This window comes from Hyunsoonleella flava, assembly GCF_004310325.1.
Classification (GTDB): Bacteria; Bacteroidota; Bacteroidia; order Flavobacteriales; family Flavobacteriaceae; genus Jejuia; species Jejuia flava.
Genome location: NZ_SIRT01000013.1, coordinates 1 through 24,086, shown reverse-complemented (window position 1 = coordinate 24,086; position 24,086 = coordinate 1). Strand labels below are relative to the sequence as shown.

The following is a 24,086-nucleotide window of genomic DNA, read 5'->3' as shown; positions in this document are numbered from 1 at the left end:
CTGTATTTTAGGTTTTTGCTTGCGAAAGGGCAATAAGTTCCATGGTGGTATTATAAAGCGAAGTTTTATGCATTTTACTTTTTAGCCAAGCGTAAAAGCTCATGACGAATATATCTTCTTGTTCCGGTTTTACCCAATCGAAAGAAGTCTCAACCTTGTTTTTAAATGCTTCTGAAGTAATCTGCTCGGGCTTATTTAAATAATCCTGTACCAAGTTCATGTAAGTAATGGCGCGATGTTGATTTATAGTTTTTAAATAGTTAAAATGGTGTCTTTTAAAACTCAATAATTTTGACTCAACTAAATTAACATGTCCTAAATCGATATGTAATAGTATTTCCATCAAGTTCTTTTTTATAACCCATTCGTTGCCTGCTTTTTCGGTATACCAATTATCGCTATGGTAAAACTTAGAGAACAGTTGATGTGCTTTTTTTAGTTCTTGGTTTTGAAAATAGAACATAATCAGGCTAAGTCGAATATCTAAAACCGATTCTGTATCAGGATGTTTTACATTGGCCAGCGGTTCTAAAAGCATAATCGCCTTCTCTTGACGTTTGGAGAAATTGTAGTTTAAGCTTAAAAGCAAATTATATTTTAGCTTAAAAGTGTTGTAATACTTCTTTTTGTGCTGCAACATTAGTTGGTGCATTTGGTCCAAATAAGCTTGTGAAGCTTCAAATTTTTTATTTCTGAACAAGGTATTTGCAATATGATATAAAATTTGAATGTGATAATAGGGCTGCTTTTCCTTGTCTTTATAGTTTAAAATAGATTGATAGGTTTTTATCAAAAACGATTCAATATTGAGATAATCATTGGATGCAAAAGCTGAAACAGTAACGATGGTAATGAGCTGATACAGCGATTTAAAGGATAACTTATCTAGAATATTCAGATTGAATTCACTAAGCGTATTCTGGAGCATGGTTTGGAAATCTGAATGGTCTCCATGGGACAGTTTATATTTTAATTTTGAATATACAATGTTTAGTTGGTCTTCCAATAGGTGCTTTTCTTTGTTATTGTTGAACTTTTCAATCAAACTGTCTAAATCCCTTGTAGGGCTTGCATAAGCAAACTGAATTTGTGTATGGTAAATTTCGTTAAGTAGTGGGAATAAGTGGTGTTCTATAGCCATAACTTCAGCTTTTTTTAAGATGCTAAAGGCAACCTTGAATTGTTTTTGCTGCAAATAGTTGCGGGCAGCCAAAATATATTTTATCACTTCCATTTGAAGTGAGTTCTCATCTTCTAAACTAGAGTTGGCCGAAAAATGGATAATGGATTGGAACAAACGTTTTCTTAAAGCATGATAAGCGTCGTTGCTTTTAGTGCCGTAAAGTTTAAGACAGACGTCTTTTGAGTTTAATTCGTCATTTCTTAAAAGTTTAAAGAGCTGGATATTTTTAGTATCCTGCCGTTTGTTCTTTTTCTCTAAAAACGCGATAAAACGCTGTTGTTCTTCCTTTGAAAATGAGGAAACCATAGTGTTTAAGTCATTCATTTAATCATCAGTAAATTTTAATAAAAGTATTAAAAAACGGACATACTTGTTTATTAAATTTAAAATATATCGTCAGTTTTAATTAAAAATTGTTTTTAAGTTTTCAATGTGTTGGTGCAATTTTGTGTCATCATTAAAACAAAAATTATGAATTATCAAACAACAGTTTCGGTTGATGAAGATTTGAAAAGTTCTAAATCGAAAAAAGAAAAGAAAGTATTTGATCAAAAACCAACGTCAGCATTTATCGGAGCATCTTGGTCTGCGCTATTAATAGGAATGGTGTCTTATTGTACAGGATTGTGGAACGCAGATATGATGCTTAACGAAAAGGGCTACTACTTTACAATCCTCCTATTTGGATTATTCTCGGTTATTTCAGTTCAAAAAGCTGTACGTGATAAAATGGAAGATATTCCAGTAACTGATATTTATTATAGTATCAGTTGGTTTACAACGATTACATCAATTGTCCTTTTAGTTATTGGGCTATGGAATGCGGATTTATTACTGAGCGAAAAAGGATTCTATGGCATGTCTTTTCTGTTAAGTCTATTTGCAGCTATTGCAGTTCAAAAGAATACTAGGGATGTGCAATATATTGATAGAAATATAGGGGAAGATGAGTAATATTCAATATAAAATCAAAACAAAAATTAAAAGGGTTGTTTTGATGGTTGGTTAGTAACCCAAAGCCTCGTAACTTTTATAGCTGCGGGGTTTTAAACTATTTCAAAAGTGAAACCAAAACTTACTACAGATTTAATAAAGTTTTCCAAAACTACGTTAATTTCAGAAAGAAGACGCATTTTAGAAATAGCTGTAGTAATCCTTACTGCGATTGGAAAATTTGTTTTTATGGATATTTTGGACTGGAGATTGCCCTATGTGGTAATCGCTGTCTCTGCTTGGAGTATCTACATCTATCATAGATATTCAAAAGAAAAAAATATTTTAAGATATTGGGGTTTCAGAACGGATAACTTTAGAATGGCAATAAAATTAATGGCGCCATTCGCTGTAATTGCTGTGGTCTCCTTTTTGATTATTGGCTATTGCCAAGACACTTTAAACCTTACATGGCATATTTTACCGTTATTGGTAACATATCCTATTTGGGGAAGTATTCAGCAATTTTTAACTATTGGTTTAATTGCTGGGAATCTTAATCATTTAAAATTGAATAAAATACTTGTTGTTTTTGTTACGGCAGTTTTGTTTTCGGTAGTGCATTATCCGTCAAAATGGCTAATGGTAGGTACTTTTATTTTAGCCTTGTTCTATGGTTATGTGTATCTAAAAGTGAAAAATATTTATGCTATGGGTATTTGTCATGGTTGGTTAGGAGCTTTGTTTTATTATACTGTTGTAAACCAAGACCCATTTGGAGATATATTTTTGAAATATTTTATCTAAAACTAAATTGCGTATTTTAGTAAGCAAACAGGTTTTTAATGGCATATTGGATATCTATTCTAATAACAGTTCTCGTAATTTATGTGGTGATAAGTATCGCGTTGTACTATTTGCAGGATTACTTATTGTTTAAGCCAGAAAAACTCCCAGACGATTTTCAGTTTTATTATGAAAATCAGAATATAGAAGAGCATAATCTTGAAACTAGAGACGGCGCCGTGATTAACGGCTTGTTGTTTAAACCCAAGGAAAAGGCCAAAGGTATTGTGCTGTATCTTAAGGGTAATTCCAAAAGCATAAAGGGTTGGGGAAAGTTTGCGGTAGATTTTACGCGTCATGGTTACAATGTATTAATGGTGGATTATCGTGGTTTTGGCAAAAGCACAGGTAAGCGTTCTCAAAAGGCCATCAAAAGAGATTTGCAACGTGTGTATGATAAAATAAAAGAGTACACAACAGAAGATAGAATTATACTATACGGGCGCTCTTTAGGTTCTGGTTTTGCAGCGAAATTAGCATCAATGAACAACCCAAAGCTATTAATTTTAGATGCACCTTACTACAGTTTAACTAAAGTTACAAAGCGTTACGCGCCCTTTATGCCTCTGTCTATTTTAATTAAGTATCCATTGCCTACATACAAATGGTTAAAGTATGTGCAATGTCCCATACATATTATTCATGGTACAAATGACAAGCTAATTCCTTATAAAACAAGTATAAAATTGTCGAAGGTAAAGCCTAAGTTAACGAAGCTGCATACGGTTATTGGTGGCGGACATAAAAATCTAAACACTTTTGAATCCTATCATTTGATGATTCATGATATTTTAACCAATAAACCCCAAGATATCGATTTATCAACCACAAGCATTCATGTTAAACACAGTTCAAAGCCCACTAAAACGAAAGCTTAAAAGGCTAATAGTCGTTTTAATAAGTCTATATGTTATGATTACCACAGCATTGTATTTTATGCAAGAAAAACTATTGTTTTTGCCAACGGTTTTGGAGCAAGATTATCAATACCAATTCAATTATAAATTTGAAGAGTTGAATTTTGAAACGGATGACGGGGCTTTGTTGAATGCCATTCATTTTATGGTTGAAAAGCCGAAAGGCATTATTTTATACTTCCATGGGAACGCTGGCGATTTATCTCGTTGGGGTAGAGTTACAGAATTTTTTGTTGAAAGGGGTTATGATGTTCTGGTGATGGATTATCGCACTTATGGTAAAAGTAAAGGTGATTTGAGTGAACATGCGTTTTACAATGATGCGCAATTGTTTTACGACTATATTTTGAAGCATTATGAAGAACCCGAAATTACGGTTTACGGACGTTCCTTGGGAACAGGTATAGCCACTTACATTGCATCAAAAAACAACCCAAAACAGCTCATTTTAGAAACGCCATATTACAGTATTGTAGATGTTGGAAAACATAGATTCCCTTTTTTGCCAGTCGAAACCTTGCTGAAATATAAGTTCCCGACGTATGAATTTATAAAGGAGGTTAATTGTCCTATTACAATGTTTCATGGAACTAGCGATCAAGTGATACCCTATGAAAGTGCTGAGAAGTTATTTAGATCAACTTGGAAAGAAAAGCAAACTTTAATAAAAATTGATTTAGCAAATCATAACAATATTATTGAGTTTGAAGGGTATCATAACACTATAGAAAAAATATTGCCATAGCCTTAAGATATTGAAATACAAATCCTAACAAAATCCTAAAATTCAATAGCATTACGTTAAACATTTCTAAACTGTTGTAAGGAATCGAAAAAAATATCGTCTATTTGTATCAGTTTAGTTTAAGTTTAGTTTAGTTAAAAGAAAAGCCGATGATTTCGCTCTGAAACATCGGCTTTGTTTTTTGCTTTGTGGTTGAAGTTTAAACCACTCCTACGAACAGACCATCATCCGTTTTTTCCACCTTTGCCAAACTATTTTTCGTCAGTTCTTTAATAGACTTATCCCATTTTTTGTTTGATAAACCAGATTGTGATTTTAAATCTGCCAACTCTAGTTTTTCAGCCTTAGTTAAAATTTCCAAAACAGCTTTAGAGTCATCACTAATCGCTAAAGGTTTTTTCTCTGGTTTCATTTGTGGGAAGAACAATACTTCTTGAATAGACTGATTATTAGTTAAAAACATAATTAACCTATCCATACCAATACCCATCCCAGATGTTGGAGGCATTCCGTATTCTAAAGCGCGCAAAAAGTCGTAATCGATAGTTGCCGTAGCTTCATCATCCCCTTTTTTTGCTAATTCTAATTGATGCTCAAAACGTTCACGTTGATCGATAGGGTCATTTAATTCGCTATAAGCGTTTGCGATTTCCTTACCGCATACCATCAATTCAAAACGCTCTGTTAATTCTGGGTTTTCTCTATGCTCTTTACATAACGGACTCATTTCTTTTGGGTAATCCGTTATAAACGTTGGTTGTATATAGTTGCCCTCGCATTTTTCACCAAAAATCTCATCTATCAATTTGCCTTTGCCCATGGTGTTATCTACTTCAATACCCAAATCTTTAGCAGCTTGACGAATCTCATTCTCAGACTTTCCTAAAATATCAAATCCCGTAAAATGTTTTATGGAATCTGCCATTGTAACTCTGGCATAAGGCGCTTTAAAATCAATTTCATGTTCTCCGAACGTAGCTTTAGTAGTGCCATTTACGGCAATAGCACAGTGCTCCAATAACTGCTCGCAAAAATCCATCATCCAGTTGTAGTCTTTATAGGCTACGTAAATTTCCATTGCTGTAAACTCGGGATTATGTGTACGGTCCATACCTTCGTTTCTAAAGTTTTTAGAAAACTCGTATACACCATCAAAACCACCAACAATCAAACGTTTTAAGTATAATTCGTTAGCTATTCTCATATACAATGGAATATCCAATGAATTATGATGTGTAATAAATGGACGTGCGGCAGCACCTCCAGCAATAGGTTGTAACACAGGAGTTTCTACTTCAAAATAGCCTGCATCATTAAAAAATTGGCGCATGGCGTTGAACAACTTGGTACGCTTTACAAACACATCTTTTACATGTGGATTCACTACCAAATCTGCATAGCGCTGTCTGTATCGTAATTCAGGATCGTTAAATTCGTCATAAGTATGCCCTTCACCATCAGTTTTTGGTAATGGTAAAGGTTTTAAGGCTTTACTTAACAAAGTGAAATCTTTAACCATTACGGTTTTTTCACCAACTTTTGTAGTAAACAATTCGCCTTCAATACCTATAAAATCACCTATATCTAATAGCTTTTTGTAAACATCATTGTATTTGCTTTTATCGTCTCCCGTGCAAATTTCATCACGATTAAAATACACCTGTATTCTTCCTTCGCTATCCTGTAATTCAGCAAAACTTGCACTTCCTTGAATTCTGCGAGACATCAATCTACCTGCAATAACCACTTTTTTACCTTCTTCAAAATCAGATTTAATATCTTTTGAAGTTTGTTTCACAGGGAATAAATCTGCTGGATAAGGGTTAATGCCTAGGTCTCTTAATTTTGTGAGTTTATCACGTCTTACCAATTCTTGTTCTGAAAGCTGCATGCTACATTAATTTTTAGCCCTACCGTTTTGGCAGGCGGGTGCAAAATTACATTATTTACAAGAATAAGAATAAAAAAACCGCTAGTTTTCTGGCTCTAGCGGTTTAATTTCAGTGTATTTAGTTTAGTTGGATTTTATTACTTGAAGATTTTCAACCAAATCCCTGTTTTCAGGAAACAACTTTACAGCCCTTTTTAATACTGTAATAGCTTCTTCTTTCCGTTTATTAGCTCCAAGAACATTTGCCAAACTCATATAGGTTCTTGGTTTATCTGGGAAAAGCATATTGTTTAGTTTAAATACGGCAATGGCTTCTTCCTTATTGTTAATGGTGTAAAGTATGTTGCCATAAGTGTTTAGCTCAAACATATTGCTTACTTTGCCATCAAAGGTTTTTACCAGTTTTTTGCTTCGTTTTTTTAAACCGTTTAATCCATCATGTTTAAGAATGTCATCTACCGTTGATACAATTTGATAGTTACTCTTGTAATTATTTGATGTTACTATTTTTAAAATATCTTTTTCTAAGGATTCCACGGGATGCTCTACGATGCGGTTTACCTCAATTCCATCTTTGTAAAAAATAAATGTTGGCACGCGATGGATGTTTAATCCCGCTTCTTCGTGATTTGGACTTTTTTTATACATACCCCGTTTTCGCCCCAGCGCAATAACTGAAAGTTGATTTTCAGGAAAACTGCAGGCTTCTAAAATTTTATAGAACCTAGGCACTTCGCGTTTACTATCACCACACCAAGTGCCCATAAATAGTTTTATGGAATACTCGTTCAAGGCTTTACCTATAGCATTGATGGTAGTTTCATCTAAGGAATAATCATCATAGTTTTTATAAAACCAGCTTTTATAACTTGAAGATGTTAGTCCTGTTTTATCAATTTTGCCCAATAAAAAAGGCGATTCCCCTTCTATTGAGATTTCTTTGTTTACTTCCTGTGCGTGCAACGAAACGCCAACTGCACAACTAATAATCAATAAAATAATATATTTCATAACATAAATTATTTAACAGCTACAGTATTTTTAGAAATCACATTGCCTTTAATCCTTAGACGCTTTTGGGGCTCGCTGGCATTTGAAATGATAGTGATGGACTTTGAAAATTTCCCAATTCTGTTGGTAGCATATTTTATGTTAATCATTGAAGATTCACCAGGAAGAATTGCGGCTTTTGAATAGTAGGGTACTGTACAACCGCAGGTTGTCTTTACATTTGATATTACTATCGGGGCAGTACCGCGATTGGTGAATTTAAAGGTTCTTAAGCCGTCATCATTTTGTTGAATGGTACCGTAATCTATCACTTCTTCCTCAAAAAGAAATACGCCAATATTTGCATTGGAAGTTTGTTCTTGTGAAAAGCTAAAGTTTGCAATTAAAGTAAATAATAGAAAAGTTAACACTGTAGCTTTTTCAATACTTAGGGTAGATTTAAAATGTGTCATAATGTTTGTTTTTTGATTGTTCATCGATAGCAAACATCATGATTACATGTAAAGAAGTAGTCCTATTTAGGGGTTGAAATCGGTACTAGTACTAGGGTTGAATTTTGTAACTAATTGTTAAACAAGGATTTAATTTCGTCTCTGGAATTTGTATTAAGCTTTTTATAAATATTGTTTACATGTGTTTTTACGGTACTTACGCTTACAAAAAGCGCATCAGCAATTTCTTTATTGGTATGTTCTTTTAATATTAAATCTAATACATTTTGCTCTTGTTTGGTAAGTTGCTCCTTTATACTATTCTGCTTTTTTTTCTTGTTGATTTTATATTTAGAGATAAACCAAAAGTTCAAAATTAAGGATAAAACTAGAAGCGGAACTAACACATAAATCCAATTGAAACCTGAAGTTTCTTTATTAGGCGGTGTCGCAATAAACTTATCTGAAGCAATTTCAGCTTCATACTGTTTAGTATAGGATGTATTCGGGTAGGTGGTCTTTAATCTTTCCAGCAAATTATCATAATAGGTATTGGCTTTTAAATCTTCTAAATAGTAATTGTGAAATGGACTTCCTCTCTCCGATAAGAAGGCATAAATATATAATTCTGCAAGTGGTTCATTTAAGTTTATCCCAAAATCTTGTAGCGTTTTAAACCACTTTTTATTGTTGAGGTCCCTATTTGCTTTACTTCTAAACTCAGAATAGGCAAATTTCATTTCTTCTTTTAAAGAGTCTATTTTTATAAAAGCTGCTGTTTTAGGGTTGGTAGCATCAATGTCACAAAACATTTCAGCGTCGAAAGACAAGGGGAAACTTATGGTATCTGTACTTTTTGCAATAAATAAAATATCCTTACTGTCTGTGCAATGCCCATCAAAATGGTTACTGTCTTGGTTAAAGCTTTCGCAATTATCAACATGTAATTTGTAAATGCGTTGTTCGTCATCTAATTGATTGCCTAAAAATTGAAAGTAACCATCAGCGTCCGTTGAAACTTTAGATATAATTTGTTCATTGTCGATGTTCTCTAGGGTGCGATAATCTTCAATTATTGATAAATACACATCACTCTTCCAGCGCTCAGTATCCACATATCCATTAAAATTGTGCTGTGCGAAACTGCAAGTAGCAATACAAAAAAAGAATATTGTTACGTGTAAAAATCTCATTTTACTAATCTACTATATTTTCAATTAATCCAAAACCGAAATGTGGTAACTTTAAAATGTAACAAAATGAAACTGATAGCGTCAAATAAATAATCATCAATCATTAATAAAATTTCTATGAGTATCTGGAGAGTTATACTTTCTATTATTTGCCCACCTTTAGCAGTACTTGACAAAGGTTGTGGCTCTATTGTTATTGTGTTTTTGCTATGGCTTTGTGGATGGGTTCCAGGGGTTATTGCAGCCTTGGTTATATTGAATAATCCTAAATCTTAAACCATAAAAATATCGTAATTTTGCAGTCTATGAATAAAACAATTGAGCTGCAAGATTTAGGTTTTAAAGATTACAAGGACACTTGGGATTACCAAGAAACCTTGTTTAAGGCCATTGTTGATACTAAGGTTAAAAATAGGAGGGAAGATGCGAATCTTGAAACCCAAAATCATTTTTTATTTGTAGAGCATCCTCATGTTTACACGCTGGGTAAGAGCGGAGACTTGTCTAATTTACTTTTAAATGAAGAACAACTCAAAGAAAAAGGTGCTACGTTTTACAAGATAAATAGAGGGGGCGATATTACTTATCATGGGCCGGGGCAAATTGTAGGCTACCCTATTTTAGACTTAGAAAATTTCTTTACTGATATCCATAAATATCTTCGATTTTTAGAAGAAATGATTATTCTAACTTTAGCTGAGTATGGTTTACAAGCCGAACGAAGTCCAGGAGAAACAGGGGTTTGGCTAGATGTAGGTACGCCTTTTGCACGTAAAATTTGCGCTATGGGCGTTAGGGCCAGCCGATGGGTAACCATGCATGGTTTTGCGCTAAATGTAAATGCAGATCTGGGGTATTTTGATAATATTATCCCTTGTGGCATTCGTGGTAAAGCCGTTACGTCTTTAAATGTAGAACTTGGTGTTGAAAACGTAGATGAAGCTGAGGTAAAAGAAAAACTATTAAATCATTTTTCTACGCTTTTTGAAGCTGAGTTTTTAATTCCATCTGCATGAAATTAAAAAAAGGGATCAAGATAGCATTATTGGTATTAAGTTGCGTAATAGTAATATTTGTGTCGTTTGCAACTTACAGCATTCTCATAATTGAAAACGCCAAATTTGAATACGAAATGCTTTTTTTATTGGCGATAATTCTCGGGGGCGTTTTGAGTATAGTGTATCAAATAAAAACTATGCAGTTTTACAGCTCAAAATCTAAAAAACTGGAGCTTACAGGAAAATTGTTTTGGATTGGGAATATCTTGTTTTCATTAACCTTATTCTGCTTTTCACTTTACTTTTTATATTTCATCTATAAAAGTTTTGAAAGTTTTGAGGGTAACATGCGCACAAGTATGGTATTAACGCTTGTAATCACAATTTTAATATTACTCGTTGCTGTATTTTTAGCTCTAGAAGCAAGTACACTTTATAAAAGAATATTACATCAAAAAGAGCGTGATTATGTGGATTCTATTGAAGATATCAAGGGGAATCAAGATGGAGATTTCAACTTTTAGTGTTTTTTGGTTACTTTGTATCTAGCACATCGAAACTATATAATTCGCTCACAGGTATGCCGTTATAAGTTATGCCCTCAATACGTATCACATATTTATTAGTTGTATCTCCTGTGTAGAAATTTAATGTATACGGGGAGTTATTACTAATTTTAATATTTGGTTCCCAGTGCAAAGTTTTGCGATAATCGGGTTTTTTATGCTCTGGTTTTGCAACAGCATAGTTGGGTTTGTAGAATTCTCTTGTTTTATAGAAACCTGGAATTTTAGGATTACTGAAATTAGATAGTTCTTTTGGTTTTTGCTGTATTTCATCACCTCTTTTGGTGTATATAGCTATCACGCCACCAATTCTATCAGGACCCAAACCACCATAAATAGTAGCTTCAGATCCTCTAAGAACATCAATAAACAAGATATCGTTAATAGGAATAGTTTGAACACGACCGGGGGAGGTTCGAATACCATCGAGTACAAAAAGAACTGCGTCCCCTCTTATTGAGACCGATTGATTTGGAAAGGTACCAAAAACTCGAACTCCAGCTACATACCTTAGCATATTGAATGTGGGGGACCCTGGACCTAACCCTGGAATAGAGTCTGGAATAAGTCTTCTACTTGCCTCTCCGTGTAATGTTCTAGCATTCATTTTTTTGGTTAAAAGTTCTTGCGGTTTTAGTTTTTTTCTCGCTTTCACAACAGTCTCATCTAACTTAATAATGCTAGGATCGTATTCAAAATCTGATGTCAATTTTTTTTCAACCGTTTTAGGATATGGTTTAGAATAGGTATTGACTAGTTTTTTTGTGTGTACCTGACTTTTTCTGATATTTTTAATTTTTACCTCTGGATAATACGGCTCTAGGTATATAGATAATCGATCTCTATTCTTTTTTGATATTGGGATGCTATTGGCGTTAATAACAGTTTTAATGCTATCCTGAAAAATGAAAGGACCAAAACTAAATTCACCCTTTGCATTAGTTAGTTTTTGTTCTTGAACTAACTCGTTTGCAACAATATTTAATGTTACTTGTGCCTTTCTAGGTTGTTGTTTTTTTTTGAATGCTGTAGTGGTGCCGTTTATCATAATTCCTTTTTCTGGAGGGAAAGATACCGCTGTAGAGTCATTTTCATCCATAAGAGACTTCCAAGTAAACCTACGCCATCCATGAGTAAGCATGAGCAAATCCAACAAATATTTACGTCCTTTTTCTTTCTGGAAAAAAAAGTTTGGGTTTGAAATTGTACCGCCCAAATCAGAATTTAACAACAGCCAGGTTTTTATATTGTCCGTGTTTTTTAGTGTTTCTTTTTGCTCGAATACACTCATTGAAAAATCGCCGTTGGACGTTTTTCCATCAGTCTCAACCAAAGTAAAGTCAATATTAACTTTTTCACGCAAATTATAGTTCTGTTTATTTGTTTTTATTGATAATTTTAAATCGTTTTGAGGATTATCAATAAAAGTAAGACGCTCACTTACAGGTTCGCCGTCTGGTGCAAACAACGTAAAATGAGCAACGCCATCTTGTAGTTTTGAAGTGTATAGTTTTATGATATTTAAGTTTTTATCATTGGCCTTTAATTTTTGTTTAAAGATGATATCACCTCTAATATGACCAACCAGAAAAGCACCGTTAAGACCATTAGCAATATTTGTAGAGGCCGTTATGTTTATATATTCTCCCCAGTTTGCGACGCGCAAAGCATAACCCTTTAATATGGGCGAGGGAATCGGATAGTCAAACATCTCACCATCAATTGGTATCTGAAGATGGTATTTTATATAGGGTTTTACTTTAATGGAGGTCCAGCCCAAGCCAAATTCATAACTATTAAAATAGGAAACAAAGTTACCGTTCTCGTCTAAAATTTTCCCCTCAAGTGCAAGACCGTTGCCTTCAGAATCAGTGACTTTTACGCCCAAAACACATTCTAGACCTGTTATGAGGTCTCCACCTTCAGGAAAGAATTGAACAATGGGTTTAGTTGTATCTAAATTGGTTACTTCTTCTTTTTTGTTTTTTTCATGCGCTACTTTTTCCTCTGATATTTTGTCAAACAAATATTTAATATCGCGCTGTAGTGATACAATAGGTATTTCCTTTTGAAAAAGAATTTCTTCTTTATCATTCAACATATATTTTGTGTAAGCACGAAGTGTGTAAGTACCTTCTTGCATTACCTCTGGCAGCTTTATATCACTCGAAGTTCCAGTAGATTCCACGTATAATTTTTGCTGGGTTATGATGTTATTTTTAGAATCGATTAATTCTAAATAAATCACCTTGCTCATATTGCTAACTGTATGCGTTATACCATTTAGCAAATACGTTTTTAGCCAAAAATTGTTTCTCCACTGGTATAGGTGTCTTTATCTGTTTGCACATACACTTTTTCAGGAGGACTGTTGTTAGTGTAAAAGGAAAGGTTGTTTATTATATCTTGTAGCCTATTATTCTCTTGAGCAGAAATTCCAAAAATGAAAGATAGTAGAATGACCACATGTAGAAAAATATTTAATTGCCCAGATTTTTTCATAGATACTTCACTATGTGAGTAGATAATAAAGTTAACTGAAAAAATCTCAAATGTTATGGTTTAATACTTCTCTGGCACAAAAGTTTGATAATTCATTGGCGGACGTACATAACCTTCATAATCTGGTAATTCAGGAAGTTCAATAGGTTTAATGTCCATTTTTTCATAAGGTATCTTGCTTAAAACATGGCTAATACAATTTAAGCGTGCTTTCTTTTTATTATCTGAATTCACCACATACCATGGTGCTTGTTTCGTGTCAGTATGCGCAAACATTATATCCTTAGCTTTGGAGTATTCCAACCATCTGGAACGTGATTCTAAATCCATCGGGCTAAATTTCCAACGTTTTAATGGGTTTGATATTCTATTTTTAAATCGACGCTCTTGCTCTTCATCACTCACAGAGAACCAATATTTTAGCAAAATAATTCCAGAGCGTACCAGCATACGCTCAAACTCTGGACATGATCTTAAAAACTCTTCATATTCATCATTGGTACAAAAGCCCATAACTTTTTCAACGCCTGCTCTGTTGTACCAACTTCTATCAAAAAGTACAATTTCGCCAGCAGCCGGTAAATGGTATACATACCGTTGAAAATACCATTGCGTTTTCTCTTTTTCGGTGGGAACACCCAATGCCACCACTTTACATACTCTAGGATTTAATGGCTCGGTAAAACGTTTTATGGTACCGCCTTTTCCAGAAGCATCTCTTCCTTCAAAAACAATCACCACTTTCAGACCTTGTTTTTTCACCCATTCCTGTAAGTGTACTAATTCTGTGTGTAGTTTCGCTAGTTCTTCGTCGTAATTGAATTTTTTGCTTTTAGACATAGTCGTATTTTTGATAAACACAAGTTACTAAAAAACAAAAAAACACTAAGAAATACTTAGTGTTTTTAGGAGCGAAAAGCTAATTTATATAGATTCTTATTTAGTTTTTTAAAGCATTCCATTCTTCTTCGGTGGCGTACGATTTTTGGTATTCCATAACACCCAGCCACTTTCCATTGCGTTTTACAAAAAGCATTTCAAAATGAACTCTATACTGTACTGCATTTTCACCATTGCTGTCTGATGATGTATAAACGAAAATGCCTGTTTCATGGGCTGTTGTGTCATCTCCTATTCTTTGGGAAAAACGAAAGACCACATCACTTTTATTTTTACCAGATTTAGTATCAAGAAACCCCTGTTTCCAGCCAGCCAAAGCTTTCGAAATAGGAATAGAGGTTTTGTTTTTTCGTGAAGCCATTACAACTACAGCATCTTCATGATACGTGGCTGCGTAACCTTCAAAGTCTCCCTCGCGAACGGTTCTTGAAAGTTCTGCCCAAAATTGGTCCAACTCCGCTATGCGTAGCGAATCTTTATTTATTTCTAAAGTTATTTTATTCTTGGTTAAAGCTTGGGTTCTCGGGATATTTGCTACGATAACAAATACAAAAATGAGCAGTGTTTTTTTCATGAATTTAAATTTAAGATATAAAAGTAATGCAACAAGTTCGGCAATTTAAAGCAGAAGCACAAAAACTAATTTTCAGCATTAAAAAATACTTTGTAGTAATGCATTTTCTTTTCTTCGTCATATCCGCGTTCTAAATATTCAGTTGAGGCATCTGGGGCATCAATATCTAATTTTATTTGAATGTTAGTGTCAAGCTTAATATCAGTTTTTATTTTACGTTTTTCTTTGTTTACAACTGCTTCAGCTACATCAAATTGATTTCTAATGACCAAATTCTGTTCGCCTTCAAACTCTTTTTTATAGGTGTCAAACTCTCTTTTGTGCTTGTCTTCTTCAAAAAGCTCATCTTTAAATCGCTCTACATTTACAATTTCATTCTCTTTAAAAAAGTCGATAGTTTTTGCTAAAAAGCTATTTTGCTCTTGTGCACCGTAAGTAGTTTTTATAATTTCAGATGAAAAATCTTTACACAACTCTATATATTGCTGTGTATGGCTATTGGCATCGTCTGCATATTTTATGTTCAAGAAATGATTTGTCCAATATTGTGCATCATAGCTATTATTGTCAACACTAAAAATAATGTTGCCTTCTGCATCGCTCTGATTTAAAATCAAGCAACCTTTGTCAACTTTTTTAGAACTTATACCTTTTTGTACCAAAACATCATAACTGTTGTTTTCCAGATAGGTTTGAAAGAAATTCACCTTACTTTCAATTTTAAAAATCCCAACGGCATTGGTGGTAATGTCTCTAAATTCAATACCTTCAAATAGCACAATTAAAACATCACCAGTTTTTATATTTGCCGAATTTGATTGCTCGTATAGGTGCATTACAATGTGTTTGGATACGTCAATAAATGCATCGTCCTCATTGAATAGTTGTGCGGCGTAAGTGTTAATTTCGTTTAAGGAAATATTTGCATGATGATTAAAACGATAGCTTTGTACTGCACTTCCAAAAGGTTTTAATAGAAATGGTAGCATCAAATCGTAGCTGGCTTCATCAAAATCTACTGTTTTTTCAGAAAAGGCATTTTTGGTATCATTATGTTTATTGCCAACTTTATGGATTATAAATTTTGAAATAGAAGCGTTTTTTCTTGAAATCATGTGTATGTTATTGAGACTGCAATAGTATTAAATTAAGTTGAAATTTGAACAAAAAAAGGCGCCAAAGCAAAAGCACTTTGACGCCTAGATTCGAGGACTTGTATTTTGGTGGTTAAAATTATTTGCTAATGCTGGTAAGCTCAGAGTACCCCATTAGTTTTCCTTTTTTATTATACGATTCAGTTTTTACAACACCTACGCCTTCTGCAATCCACTCTTTTATGGTGAATGATGTTTTTATGCCCATTTTCACTTCAGAATCATAACTTAGTGCATAGCAGTTGAATGTTCCGGCAGATGTAGTAACGCTCTCTTTGGAGTCAACCGTTCTGTTTATGATATCCATAGTCATCTTCATATTCATACCGCCCATATTTATCGTCATTATCATATTGGCATCTTTTAGTTTTTTACCAACATCTAAATCGTTTGGTAACTCAATGTTGGTACCAGATACATCAATATCCATGTCTTTATATTGCTGTAACATTTCTGGGCTTATTAACGATTTAAAATCTATGGAAATACTATTGCCTTCGCACATTATGTCATAAGATGTGGTCGTAATTTCTTTATCTTTTTCATCAAAAATTACAGCTTCAATAGTTGCAGTATTTCCATCAATATTTGAAACTGTATATTTTACAACACCTTCTTTTTTACCTTTCTTGTTATAGTTGGTAATTTCAAACTTAGCGCCTTCCTTAAAAGGGTAATAAACGCTACAAGCATCTTGCCCGATGGCAAAAAAGTTAACCAGTAACGCGCATATTATTGTAATAAAAAGTTGTTTCATAGTTATATTGTAATAAATTCCACGCGTCGATTTTGTGCTTTTCCATCAGCAGAACTATTATCACCAACGGGCTCGCTTTCGCCCTTCCCGTCGGTTTCAAGTCTATCTGCTGAAATGTTATAGATGGTCACTAATGCGTTTTTCACAGCTTCAGCCCTAGCTTTAGATAGTTTTAAATTAGCCTCATCAGAACCATCTGCATCAGTATGTCCTACAATCTTCAATTTTATACTGTCGTCCTGCATTAAAACTTGGGAAATTTGGCGAACAATGCCTAAAGATTGCGGTTGTATATTGGCAGAACCAGAGTCGAACAAAATACCGTTGGTGGATATTTTTCCTTCTGAAAGTAGTTTGCGTCTTAAATCCACACCGCCTTCTGCTACTTTTAAATTTGAAATGTAAAGATGCTCTTCGCCATCTTTTAGATTATTCAAATGAAACTTCAGATATTTCAGTAAATTTTCTTCTTGAATGAATCTTGGTATATCCATATATTTTGTTTGATTCATCCATAATCTAAATCGTTTTTTGGTAACTGAAATAGCGATATGTGGCTGATTTAAAATTTCTTTTCTAATATCGGCTTTAATATCGGTGTTGATGTCGCCACCACCATTTCTAAAATAATTTTTTGCCCTAAAAGAAAATGCAGCATATTGGCCTAATGGAATTGTAACGAATGCATGATTAGAGCCAGGATTAAACTTATCATTATCACTAAGATATACTGATAATCTCGCAGTTGATGAGGTTTGTTTTCCAACCCCTTTGGTTAATATATCAAATTCGATAGTGTAGTCTTCTGGTAAATCTTTTACATCTGGCACGTAAAACACACCATATCCAGTTTTTAGCTCAAACCACTTGCCTTTATTAGCTATTTTAACAACTTCACCTGAAGCGTTTGTATTCCATTTACTTGGGAAATCACCAATAAAATCTTTGGAAAAATCATCAAAAAATAAAAGTTTATCGCCAGGTACAAAATCGTATTTGCTGTACACTTCTAAATCGTCAGATATATTTTTATCTTCTTCAGCTTCTTCAGAAGTATCGCTATCATTACTTGAAGTATTGTCGGTGGAGTCGCTTTCTTCAGAGGTTGTATCTTCTTCTGATTCTTGGTCCTTTTTATCCCGTTCACGCTGTCCTAAAAGCAATTCTTTAGCTGTCTTTATGCTATATTTTAGGGCTTTTTTGGCTTTGTTGATTTGTAAAGTTGCTTTCGCTTGTTTTAGGGCATTGGCACCGTCCAAATCACCTAAAATATCAGGAGCACTGTCACTCAACCCTTGCAAATCGTCCAGTGCATCCTCTAAAACATCAATATCTTCGTCGTCCAGTGGCGTTCCCGCTTCGGCGTAGCCATCGTACTTATACACTTTATCATAAATATCAAAAGATTCCTGTACAAATCTATCAACGCTACCAATTCCTACTCTGCTTTTAGGACGTTTAATTTGTTTGGTCTGCGCTTCAAGTGTTGGAATTACATGCAGGAATAGTATTCCAAAAAATAAAATGCTTTGTGCATTTTTCAGGAATTTCATTGACAAGGTTTTGATTAATAGCTGTGCTAAATATAGAAATTAGTTTTTGAGTAGCAAAAGGCTTACGGAAATTTAATCAACATTTAAATGTTAATTATGTTATTGTAAATAAGCTAGTTAATTTCATAAAGAATGATGCTGTTAGCATCGCCTTTGGTAACAAACTCTAAATTTCTATCCCTATCAATATTATCCAAGCTAATTGAAGAGTTGCCATAAACAGGGAAATTTGGAATCATCTTTCCTTGGCTATCGTATAGATGTACTTTTTTGGACTGCAAGTCGGTTATGGCCACATAAATTTTATCATTGATATAAAAAATATTTGGTCTGGTGTAATTACCATAATCCAATTCTAGTTCTCTACTCTTTATGCCCAATTTATTGTCATGAAATGTAACCCGTGTTTTACTTGTAGTTTCTAAATTATGATTGTTAGTTAGTCTTAAATCTACAAGTGCTACATTGCCTCTAGTGTCAACACTCACAAGTTTTCCATCTTTTGTGGTAGTGGTAAATTTGTTCTTATAAACAAATACAGGTTCGTTTGAATATGCGTTTGTAGATTTTGGAGATACTCTCGTTTTACCAACTCTATCCAATATATGAAGCTTGTTTTCAGTTTTTATAACCAAATAATCTCTGGTACCAATTCTAAAGTGTTTTGGTTGACTTATAATGTTGCCATTCGCCTTTTTAAAAGTAAATCCTGATACCGTTTTCCCTCGTGCATCATACATTAGTACATTTTTACCTTGTGTGACCAATAGGCGGTAGTTTTTGTTTTTGTCGTAATCGAAAACTGAAAGTGGTTGCGTAATAGCATCATTGAATTTTAAAGGGAATGGCGCAACGTCCCTCCCTTTTCTGTCAACAACATAAACTCTATTTGCTGTAGCGAAAGCCAATTGCAATCTTCCGTTTTTATACATATCAATCTGTTCCACTTTACCAAGGATGGCACTGTTTAGCTGTTTTTTCCACACTATTTTTCCTTGGTTTGAAATTAAGTAAAGTTTGTTGTTCAGGTCTTGTACCACAATTTCTTTTTGTTTGGTGATATGATTCGCAACAAATTGTGGTGTGTTTAAAATATCAGTATCCAATTTTAAATTGAAATTTTCTGAAATGGAATTTTGCACACGTTTCCGCTTGCCCTTTATCAGTCCACCATGAATATGGGCAAAATCTGTGTCGTATATAAATTGAATTGCCGAAAGATTATAGTTTTTAAAGTTATACCGTGCTCCTATATTCTTTTCAACTATAGTTTTTAAAAGCTCGGGTTTTGCAACAAATATCAAGGAGCTTTCACTACTTAAGTTTTCACTAAGTTCTTTAAAGTAGCCGCGATTCCCCAAAGTGGTTTTGTTCTGGTAACTGGCAATAATGTTTTGTAGAAGATCTACGGAATCTGCAAAAACAAAATAATTGTCTATGATACAGTAGTTTGAAGGTTGAATGTTATTGATAAATGGAGCAAGTGTTTCTAAAAATATGCCAGATTTAGAAAACTCAAAGATCTTAATGTCACGAAAGGTTTCAATGCTATTTTTATCACTTAATAATGCGTCTTGAGTTGCAATAGCATCAATAGAATTTAAAACAATAGCACGTTTTTCATCTTCATAAATAACACCAACTTCAATAATGCTGTTGAATAGTTCGATGTTGTCAAAAATGGAATCTTTGTTGTGATATCGGGAGATGTTTTCTCTTAAAACTTGAAAATCATCAAACGTAAAACTCAAAAAGCCATCACTATTTCCCGGTGTGATATTTTGTATTTGATTTTCTTGAGGGACTGTGTTCTTGAACAGATCAATGACTTTTTTTGAAGAATCTATTGATTTTGCAATACCATTGATGAAAATGTTATCCTGGGAAATTTCGGTATCTAAAGCTAAAAAATCACTTAAACTATGTGCGTTCAATTCATCTTCAATAAAAAATGAAGGTGATAATTTACTGTTTGTATTACATAGTATTGAAATGTTTTCATCTTTGCTGGTAACATCATATAGCTTTTTTAAGCCAGAATTTTTATCAGAAAGGTTTAGGCACTCATTAATCAAAACCTTAGAAGAAGATAAAATAAACGTACTATCAACTATTGTGTTGAAAAAAACAGCATCTTCAAGCGTAGATTTCGTGATACTATGGGACTTGTATTTGAGTTCTTCTTCAATGTAATTTTTTAATGAATCCGTTTGAAATAGTATTTCAGAATACTTTGTAATTAAGGTATACTCCAGACTATCTCTTTTTTTTGAGATACATATTAAAACATCTCCACTAGGATTAAGATTAGAAATTGAATTTAGTTTAGCTTGTAAACCTTTATAAGTATCACTTTCGGATAATAAATTTAAAAAGCTATTATTTTCAATAGCACTTTTTAAACTCTCGAGATTTGTTGTTTTTAAAATAATTTCAGAATCGTCCGGCACAAAATCAATTAATTGATGCCGTTCATTTTTAGAGTTTGTACAGCTTAATACAACAAAAAGTAGGAGGGAACACAAAAAAAATCTCATGGAATCATCAAATTTCCGCTAAAATATAAAATGAGCCATAAAAAAAGTTGATACCACCAATATGTTTATTAACGAATTATGAGCAAGATTTAACAAGGAATATAAACTCACAAATCCAATTTTAGTTGTTCGGGAAGCAGCCTGAAAGATTTTCTATGATATTTAGTAACGCCATAGGTTTTTATCGCTTCCCTATGCTGTTTCGTTGGGTAGCCTTTATTCTGCTTCCAATTGTACATTGGGAATTCTTCATGGATTTTGTTCATATAAGCATCACGATAGGTTTTTGCTAAAACTGATGCTGCGGCTATACTTAAATATTTACCATCGCCTTTGATGATGGTTTCGTGTGGAATAGTGTGGTAAGGTTTAAATTTATTACCATCTACTATGATAAACTCCGGTAATGTTTCAAGATCATCGATAGCCCTGTGCATTGCCAAAATTGACGCATTTAGAATATTAATTTTATCAATCTCATCCTGAAACACATGAGAAACACCAAAACACAAAGCATCTTTTTCAATAATTGGTTTTAGAGCATCCCGTTTCACCTCACTTAACTGTTTAGAGTCATTAAGTATATCATTTTTAAAGGCATCGGGTAAAATTACGGCAGCTGCAGTTACAGGGCCTGCTAAACAGCCACGGCCAACTTCGTCGGTACCGCATTCATAAGTGTGCTTAGTGTGCTTAAAAATTAGCATGAATCAAAAGTATTATGAATAATTTAATATATCAACTAAATAATTTTTTCATTTTACCACGTTATCATATTTTGTATTTACATTTGCAACGTTTTTAAAATTCTTATGCAGAAGTTAGCAATCGTTTTATTTTTTGTGCTATGCTCTACTGTGGTTTTTGGTCAGACCGACCCCGAAGAAAAACCGCCAGTTAAGGATTCTGATTCAACTGTTGTTAAAGTAAAGGACAGTGCTTCAATTGCTAATCAAAAGAAACAACGCAAGGAAAGTCTCCTTGGCAAGTTAACCAAAGGCAATGATGAAGATGAAAAAGCTAAGATTCAGGACTACCTTATCATCTCCCATGATAACGACACTACTTTTGTAGACACCACACTTACCATTCAAAAAGAATACAAATTCAACTATTTAAGAAGGGATAATTTTGGATTGATGCCATTTTCTAATTTAGGACAAACATATAATAGCTTAACCTTTGATTTTCAGAACACCAATCTTTTACCAAATTTTGGAGCCAGGGCGAGGCATTTTAATTATATGGAGGTTGAAGATGTTTATTATTACAGGGTACCTACACCGCTAACAGAGCTTTTTTATAAAACGGCATTTGAGCAAGGGCAATTGGCCGATTCTTTTTTTACGGTAAACACTACACCGCGATTCAATTTTTCAGTTGCATATAAGGGTATGCGCTCTTTGGGGCAATACCAACATATTTTAACAAGTACGGGTAATTTTAGGTTTACCACTAATTACAAAACTAAAAACAACCGTTATAATATGAGAGCCCATATTGTAATGCAAGATTTGCTAAATCAAGAAAATGGCGGGCTAAGAGACGATATGGTAGAAAACTTTGAGCAAGGTGTGCCAGAGTTTTTAGACAGAGCCATTATTGAAGTTAATTTTGAAAACGCCGAGAGTATTCTAAGAGGCAAGCGTTTTCATCTAGACCATAGTTTCAATATCTTTAATAAGGTAGTAAAAAAGGCACTGCCTAAAACCCTTAACGATTCAACATCTACTTACAAGTTAAGCTTAAATCATATTATTTCTTTCGAGGATAAATCGTTTCAATTTGATCAAACTCGCCAGAATTCTATTTATGGAGAGGCTTTTACAAGTTCAAATTTTAGAGATCGTGTAACCTTAGAGCGTTTGTACAATCAATTCGAAATCAATTATTTAAATAATGAATTAGGTCACTTCAGTGTAAATGTCAGCAATACACATTACAATTACGGGTACAACAAATTAGTAATATTCAATGATCGCACGATAACAAACCGTTTAAAAGGAAACATTTATGCGGCAGGAGGGAAATACCGAAAGTTCTATAGGGGTTTTAATATACAAGGAGAAGCAGGTGTAAATATTGCTGGAGACTTTACTGGTAATTATATAAAAGGAGAGGCGTCATATAATGTAACTGATGATATTTTTGCCAAAGTTGCCATAAACCATAGCTCACGAGCGCCAAATTTTAACGCATTATTGTACCAAAGTAACTATCAAGACTATAATTGGCAAAATGGCTTTAATAATATAGAGATCCAGCAGTTGGCATTTCAAATAAAGTACAAGCAGTTTGTAAATCTTTCTGTAGACTATTCCACAATTTCAGATTACGTCTATTTTAAACAAGATGAAAGTATCACCGAAACGGAAGCAATTAAAGCATTCCAAAATAATGGTACTATCAATTACTTAAGGGCAAAATTGGAGAATGAAATAAGAGTGGGAAAATTTGCCTTAAACAATACAGTGTTGTACCAAAATGTGCAGAATGGTAACAATGTGTTAAATGTGCCACAAATCACTACACGAAATACGCTCTATTTCAGTTCAGATTTGTTCAAGAGAGCCATGTACTTGCAAACGGGCGTAACGCTAAATTACTTTACTAAGTATTATATGAATGGCTATAACCCAATTCTGGCCGAATTTTATGTGCAAAACGAACGGGAGTTCGGAGAGTTCCCTAGGCTGGACTTTTTTATAAACGCTAAAATCCGTCAAACACGTATTTTCCTAAAAGCAGAACATTTTAATTCCGCCTTAACAGGTTATAACTATTATTCTGCTCCCAATTATCCATACCGGGATTTTACCATAAGGTTCGGTATCGTCTGGAACTTTTTTATGTAATATTTTTTTAATTTTCAGGGCGTTCCCCTCCTTTGGGGTCGGGTCGGGCTTTCACTACTCAATCCCTCCTGCGTCGGGGATTTCAAACATGCCGTTCAATCCCTAACGCGGGCGTGCTTACCGGGGCCATTGCAGGGAGTCAAGGTCGGCGCGTCTCCTTTGCGTCTCAGCGCCTTTGCGAGAATATATAATAGGATAGGCCATTTTCGATGGCGCTATAGAACAAAACGAGGACGTGAGCACCTGCTATATTCAAGAGCAGCACAAAAATATTTTCCACTCTAAACATCAGAGAACAAGCACATTAAAAAGGGGCGGTAAAATAGTTTAAAAAAAGATCAAAAAATGCATTGTTCAATTAAAAATGTGTGGTATGTTTGCACCCGCAAAAACGGCGAAGGTCGTTTTTTGGAGTTCATCCGCAGGATGTTTTGGGATTGTGGAATAGTGTTAAAAAAATATTTCCAAAAAATTTTTCAAAAAGTATTGTGGGGATAAAAAAAGGGTTTTATATTTGCACCCGCTTTGGGAGGAAAGTCC

General features: G+C 33.9%; 22 protein-coding genes. 8 read left to right on the top strand and 14 right to left on the bottom strand.

The window, feature by feature from the left end:
* Nucleotides 1-7: 7 nt before the first annotated feature.
* Nucleotides 8-1,507, bottom strand: coding sequence for a hypothetical protein (locus EYD45_RS13600; protein ID WP_130965107.1), 1,500 nt, complete (start codon nucleotides 1,505-1,507; stop codon nucleotides 8-10).
* A gap of 147 nt (nucleotides 1,508-1,654) precedes the next feature.
* Here EYD45_RS13600 and yiaA point away from each other — a divergent pair, with 147 nt between their 5' ends.
* The 4 genes from yiaA to EYD45_RS13580 all read left to right on the top strand — a co-directional run bounded on the left by yiaA (nucleotide 1,655) and on the right by EYD45_RS13580 (nucleotide 4,624).
* Nucleotides 1,655-2,137, top strand: coding sequence for an inner membrane protein YiaA (gene yiaA / locus EYD45_RS13595; RefSeq protein ID WP_130965106.1), 483 nt, complete (start codon nucleotides 1,655-1,657; stop codon nucleotides 2,135-2,137).
* A 108-nt stretch (nucleotides 2,138-2,245) separates the two neighbouring features.
* Nucleotides 2,246-2,923: a CPBP family intramembrane glutamic endopeptidase gene (locus EYD45_RS13590; protein WP_130965105.1), complete on the top strand. Its 678-nt coding sequence runs from the start codon at nucleotides 2,246-2,248 to the stop codon at nucleotides 2,921-2,923.
* A 38-nt stretch (nucleotides 2,924-2,961) separates the two neighbouring features.
* Nucleotides 2,962-3,840: an alpha/beta hydrolase gene (locus tag EYD45_RS13585; protein WP_130965104.1), complete on the top strand. Its 879-nt coding sequence runs from the start codon at nucleotides 2,962-2,964 to the stop codon at nucleotides 3,838-3,840.
* A 34-nt stretch (nucleotides 3,841-3,874) separates the two neighbouring features.
* Nucleotides 3,875-4,624: an alpha/beta hydrolase gene (locus EYD45_RS13580; RefSeq protein WP_233702657.1), complete on the top strand. Its 750-nt coding sequence runs from the start codon at nucleotides 3,875-3,877 to the stop codon at nucleotides 4,622-4,624.
* A 199-nt stretch (nucleotides 4,625-4,823) separates the two neighbouring features.
* On the opposite strand, the gene lysS is transcribed toward EYD45_RS13580, so the two are convergent.
* The 4 genes from lysS to EYD45_RS13560 all read right to left on the bottom strand — a co-directional run bounded on the left by lysS (nucleotide 4,824) and on the right by EYD45_RS13560 (nucleotide 9,150).
* Complete coding sequence (lysS, locus tag EYD45_RS13575; protein WP_130965102.1) at nucleotides 4,824-6,515, bottom strand: lysine--tRNA ligase; 1,692 nt, start codon at nucleotides 6,513-6,515, stop codon at nucleotides 4,824-4,826.
* Between the two features lie 123 nt (nucleotides 6,516-6,638).
* The gene (locus EYD45_RS13570; RefSeq protein ID WP_130965101.1) at nucleotides 6,639-7,526 is read right to left on the bottom strand and encodes a hypothetical protein; all 888 of its coding nucleotides are present in this window, start codon (nucleotides 7,524-7,526) and stop codon (nucleotides 6,639-6,641) included.
* 8 nt (nucleotides 7,527-7,534) lie between these two features.
* Complete coding sequence (locus tag EYD45_RS13565; RefSeq protein ID WP_165453937.1) at nucleotides 7,535-7,978, bottom strand: DUF1573 domain-containing protein; 444 nt, start codon at nucleotides 7,976-7,978, stop codon at nucleotides 7,535-7,537.
* A 110-nt stretch (nucleotides 7,979-8,088) separates the two neighbouring features.
* A complete protein-coding gene (locus tag EYD45_RS13560; RefSeq protein WP_130965099.1) occupies nucleotides 8,089-9,150 on the bottom strand; it encodes a helix-turn-helix domain-containing protein in 1,062 nt (353 codons plus the stop codon).
* A 117-nt stretch (nucleotides 9,151-9,267) separates the two neighbouring features.
* Here EYD45_RS13560 and EYD45_RS13555 point away from each other — a divergent pair, with 117 nt between their 5' ends.
* Genes EYD45_RS13555 through EYD45_RS13545 form a run of 3 tightly spaced genes read left to right on the top strand, consistent with a single transcriptional unit; the run spans nucleotide 9,268 to nucleotide 10,672 of the window.
* Entirely contained in the window at nucleotides 9,268-9,426 is a 159-nt protein-coding gene (locus EYD45_RS13555; protein ID WP_130965098.1) for a YqaE/Pmp3 family membrane protein, read from the top strand.
* A gap of 29 nt (nucleotides 9,427-9,455) precedes the next feature.
* The gene (gene lipB / locus EYD45_RS13550) at nucleotides 9,456-10,166 is read left to right on the top strand and encodes a lipoyl(octanoyl) transferase LipB (RefSeq protein WP_130965097.1); all 711 of its coding nucleotides are present in this window, start codon (nucleotides 9,456-9,458) and stop codon (nucleotides 10,164-10,166) included.
* Nucleotides 10,163-10,672, top strand: coding sequence for a hypothetical protein (locus tag EYD45_RS13545; protein ID WP_130965096.1), 510 nt, complete (start codon nucleotides 10,163-10,165; stop codon nucleotides 10,670-10,672). Before lipB ends, EYD45_RS13545 begins: the two co-directional genes overlap by 4 nt.
* A 10-nt stretch (nucleotides 10,673-10,682) precedes the next feature.
* Here the strand turns inward: EYD45_RS13545 and EYD45_RS13540 are convergent, their stop codons facing one another.
* The 9 genes from EYD45_RS13540 to EYD45_RS13500 all read right to left on the bottom strand — a co-directional run bounded on the left by EYD45_RS13540 (nucleotide 10,683) and on the right by EYD45_RS13500 (nucleotide 21,398).
* Entirely contained in the window at nucleotides 10,683-12,971 is a 2,289-nt protein-coding gene (locus EYD45_RS13540; RefSeq protein ID WP_130965095.1) for a TonB-dependent receptor, read from the bottom strand.
* Nucleotides 12,972-13,012: 41 nt separating this feature from the next.
* Nucleotides 13,013-13,216: a hypothetical protein gene (locus tag EYD45_RS13535; RefSeq protein WP_130965094.1), complete on the bottom strand. Its 204-nt coding sequence runs from the start codon at nucleotides 13,214-13,216 to the stop codon at nucleotides 13,013-13,015.
* Between the two features lie 60 nt (nucleotides 13,217-13,276).
* Nucleotides 13,277-14,056 carry a polyphosphate kinase 2 gene (ppk2, locus tag EYD45_RS13530; RefSeq protein ID WP_130965093.1) on the bottom strand — a complete coding sequence of 260 codons (780 nt, stop codon included), beginning with the start codon at nucleotides 14,054-14,056 and terminating at the stop codon, nucleotides 13,277-13,279.
* A 100-nt stretch (nucleotides 14,057-14,156) separates the two neighbouring features.
* A complete protein-coding gene (locus tag EYD45_RS13525) occupies nucleotides 14,157-14,690 on the bottom strand; it encodes a YybH family protein (protein WP_130965092.1) in 534 nt (177 codons plus the stop codon).
* A gap of 65 nt (nucleotides 14,691-14,755) precedes the next feature.
* Nucleotides 14,756-15,805 carry a nucleoid-associated protein gene (locus EYD45_RS13520; protein ID WP_130965091.1) on the bottom strand — a complete coding sequence of 350 codons (1,050 nt, stop codon included), beginning with the start codon at nucleotides 15,803-15,805 and terminating at the stop codon, nucleotides 14,756-14,758.
* Between the two features lie 118 nt (nucleotides 15,806-15,923).
* Nucleotides 15,924-16,601 carry a TapB family protein gene (locus tag EYD45_RS13515; RefSeq protein ID WP_130965090.1) on the bottom strand — a complete coding sequence of 226 codons (678 nt, stop codon included), beginning with the start codon at nucleotides 16,599-16,601 and terminating at the stop codon, nucleotides 15,924-15,926.
* 2 nt (nucleotides 16,602-16,603) lie between these two features.
* Complete coding sequence (locus tag EYD45_RS13510) at nucleotides 16,604-18,154, bottom strand: OmpA family protein (RefSeq protein WP_130965089.1); 1,551 nt, start codon at nucleotides 18,152-18,154, stop codon at nucleotides 16,604-16,606.
* A 113-nt stretch (nucleotides 18,155-18,267) separates the two neighbouring features.
* Nucleotides 18,268-20,691 carry a ribonuclease HII gene (locus EYD45_RS13505; RefSeq protein ID WP_130965088.1) on the bottom strand — a complete coding sequence of 808 codons (2,424 nt, stop codon included), beginning with the start codon at nucleotides 20,689-20,691 and terminating at the stop codon, nucleotides 18,268-18,270.
* Nucleotides 20,692-20,798: 107 nt separating this feature from the next.
* Nucleotides 20,799-21,398: a ribonuclease HII gene (locus EYD45_RS13500; protein WP_130965087.1), complete on the bottom strand. Its 600-nt coding sequence runs from the start codon at nucleotides 21,396-21,398 to the stop codon at nucleotides 20,799-20,801.
* A 105-nt stretch (nucleotides 21,399-21,503) separates the two neighbouring features.
* Between EYD45_RS13500 and EYD45_RS13495 the strand changes: the two genes are divergently transcribed.
* Nucleotides 21,504-23,546, top strand: coding sequence for a putative porin (locus tag EYD45_RS13495; RefSeq protein WP_130965086.1), 2,043 nt, complete (start codon nucleotides 21,504-21,506; stop codon nucleotides 23,544-23,546).
* The last annotated feature ends 540 nt before the right edge of the window (nucleotides 23,547-24,086 follow it).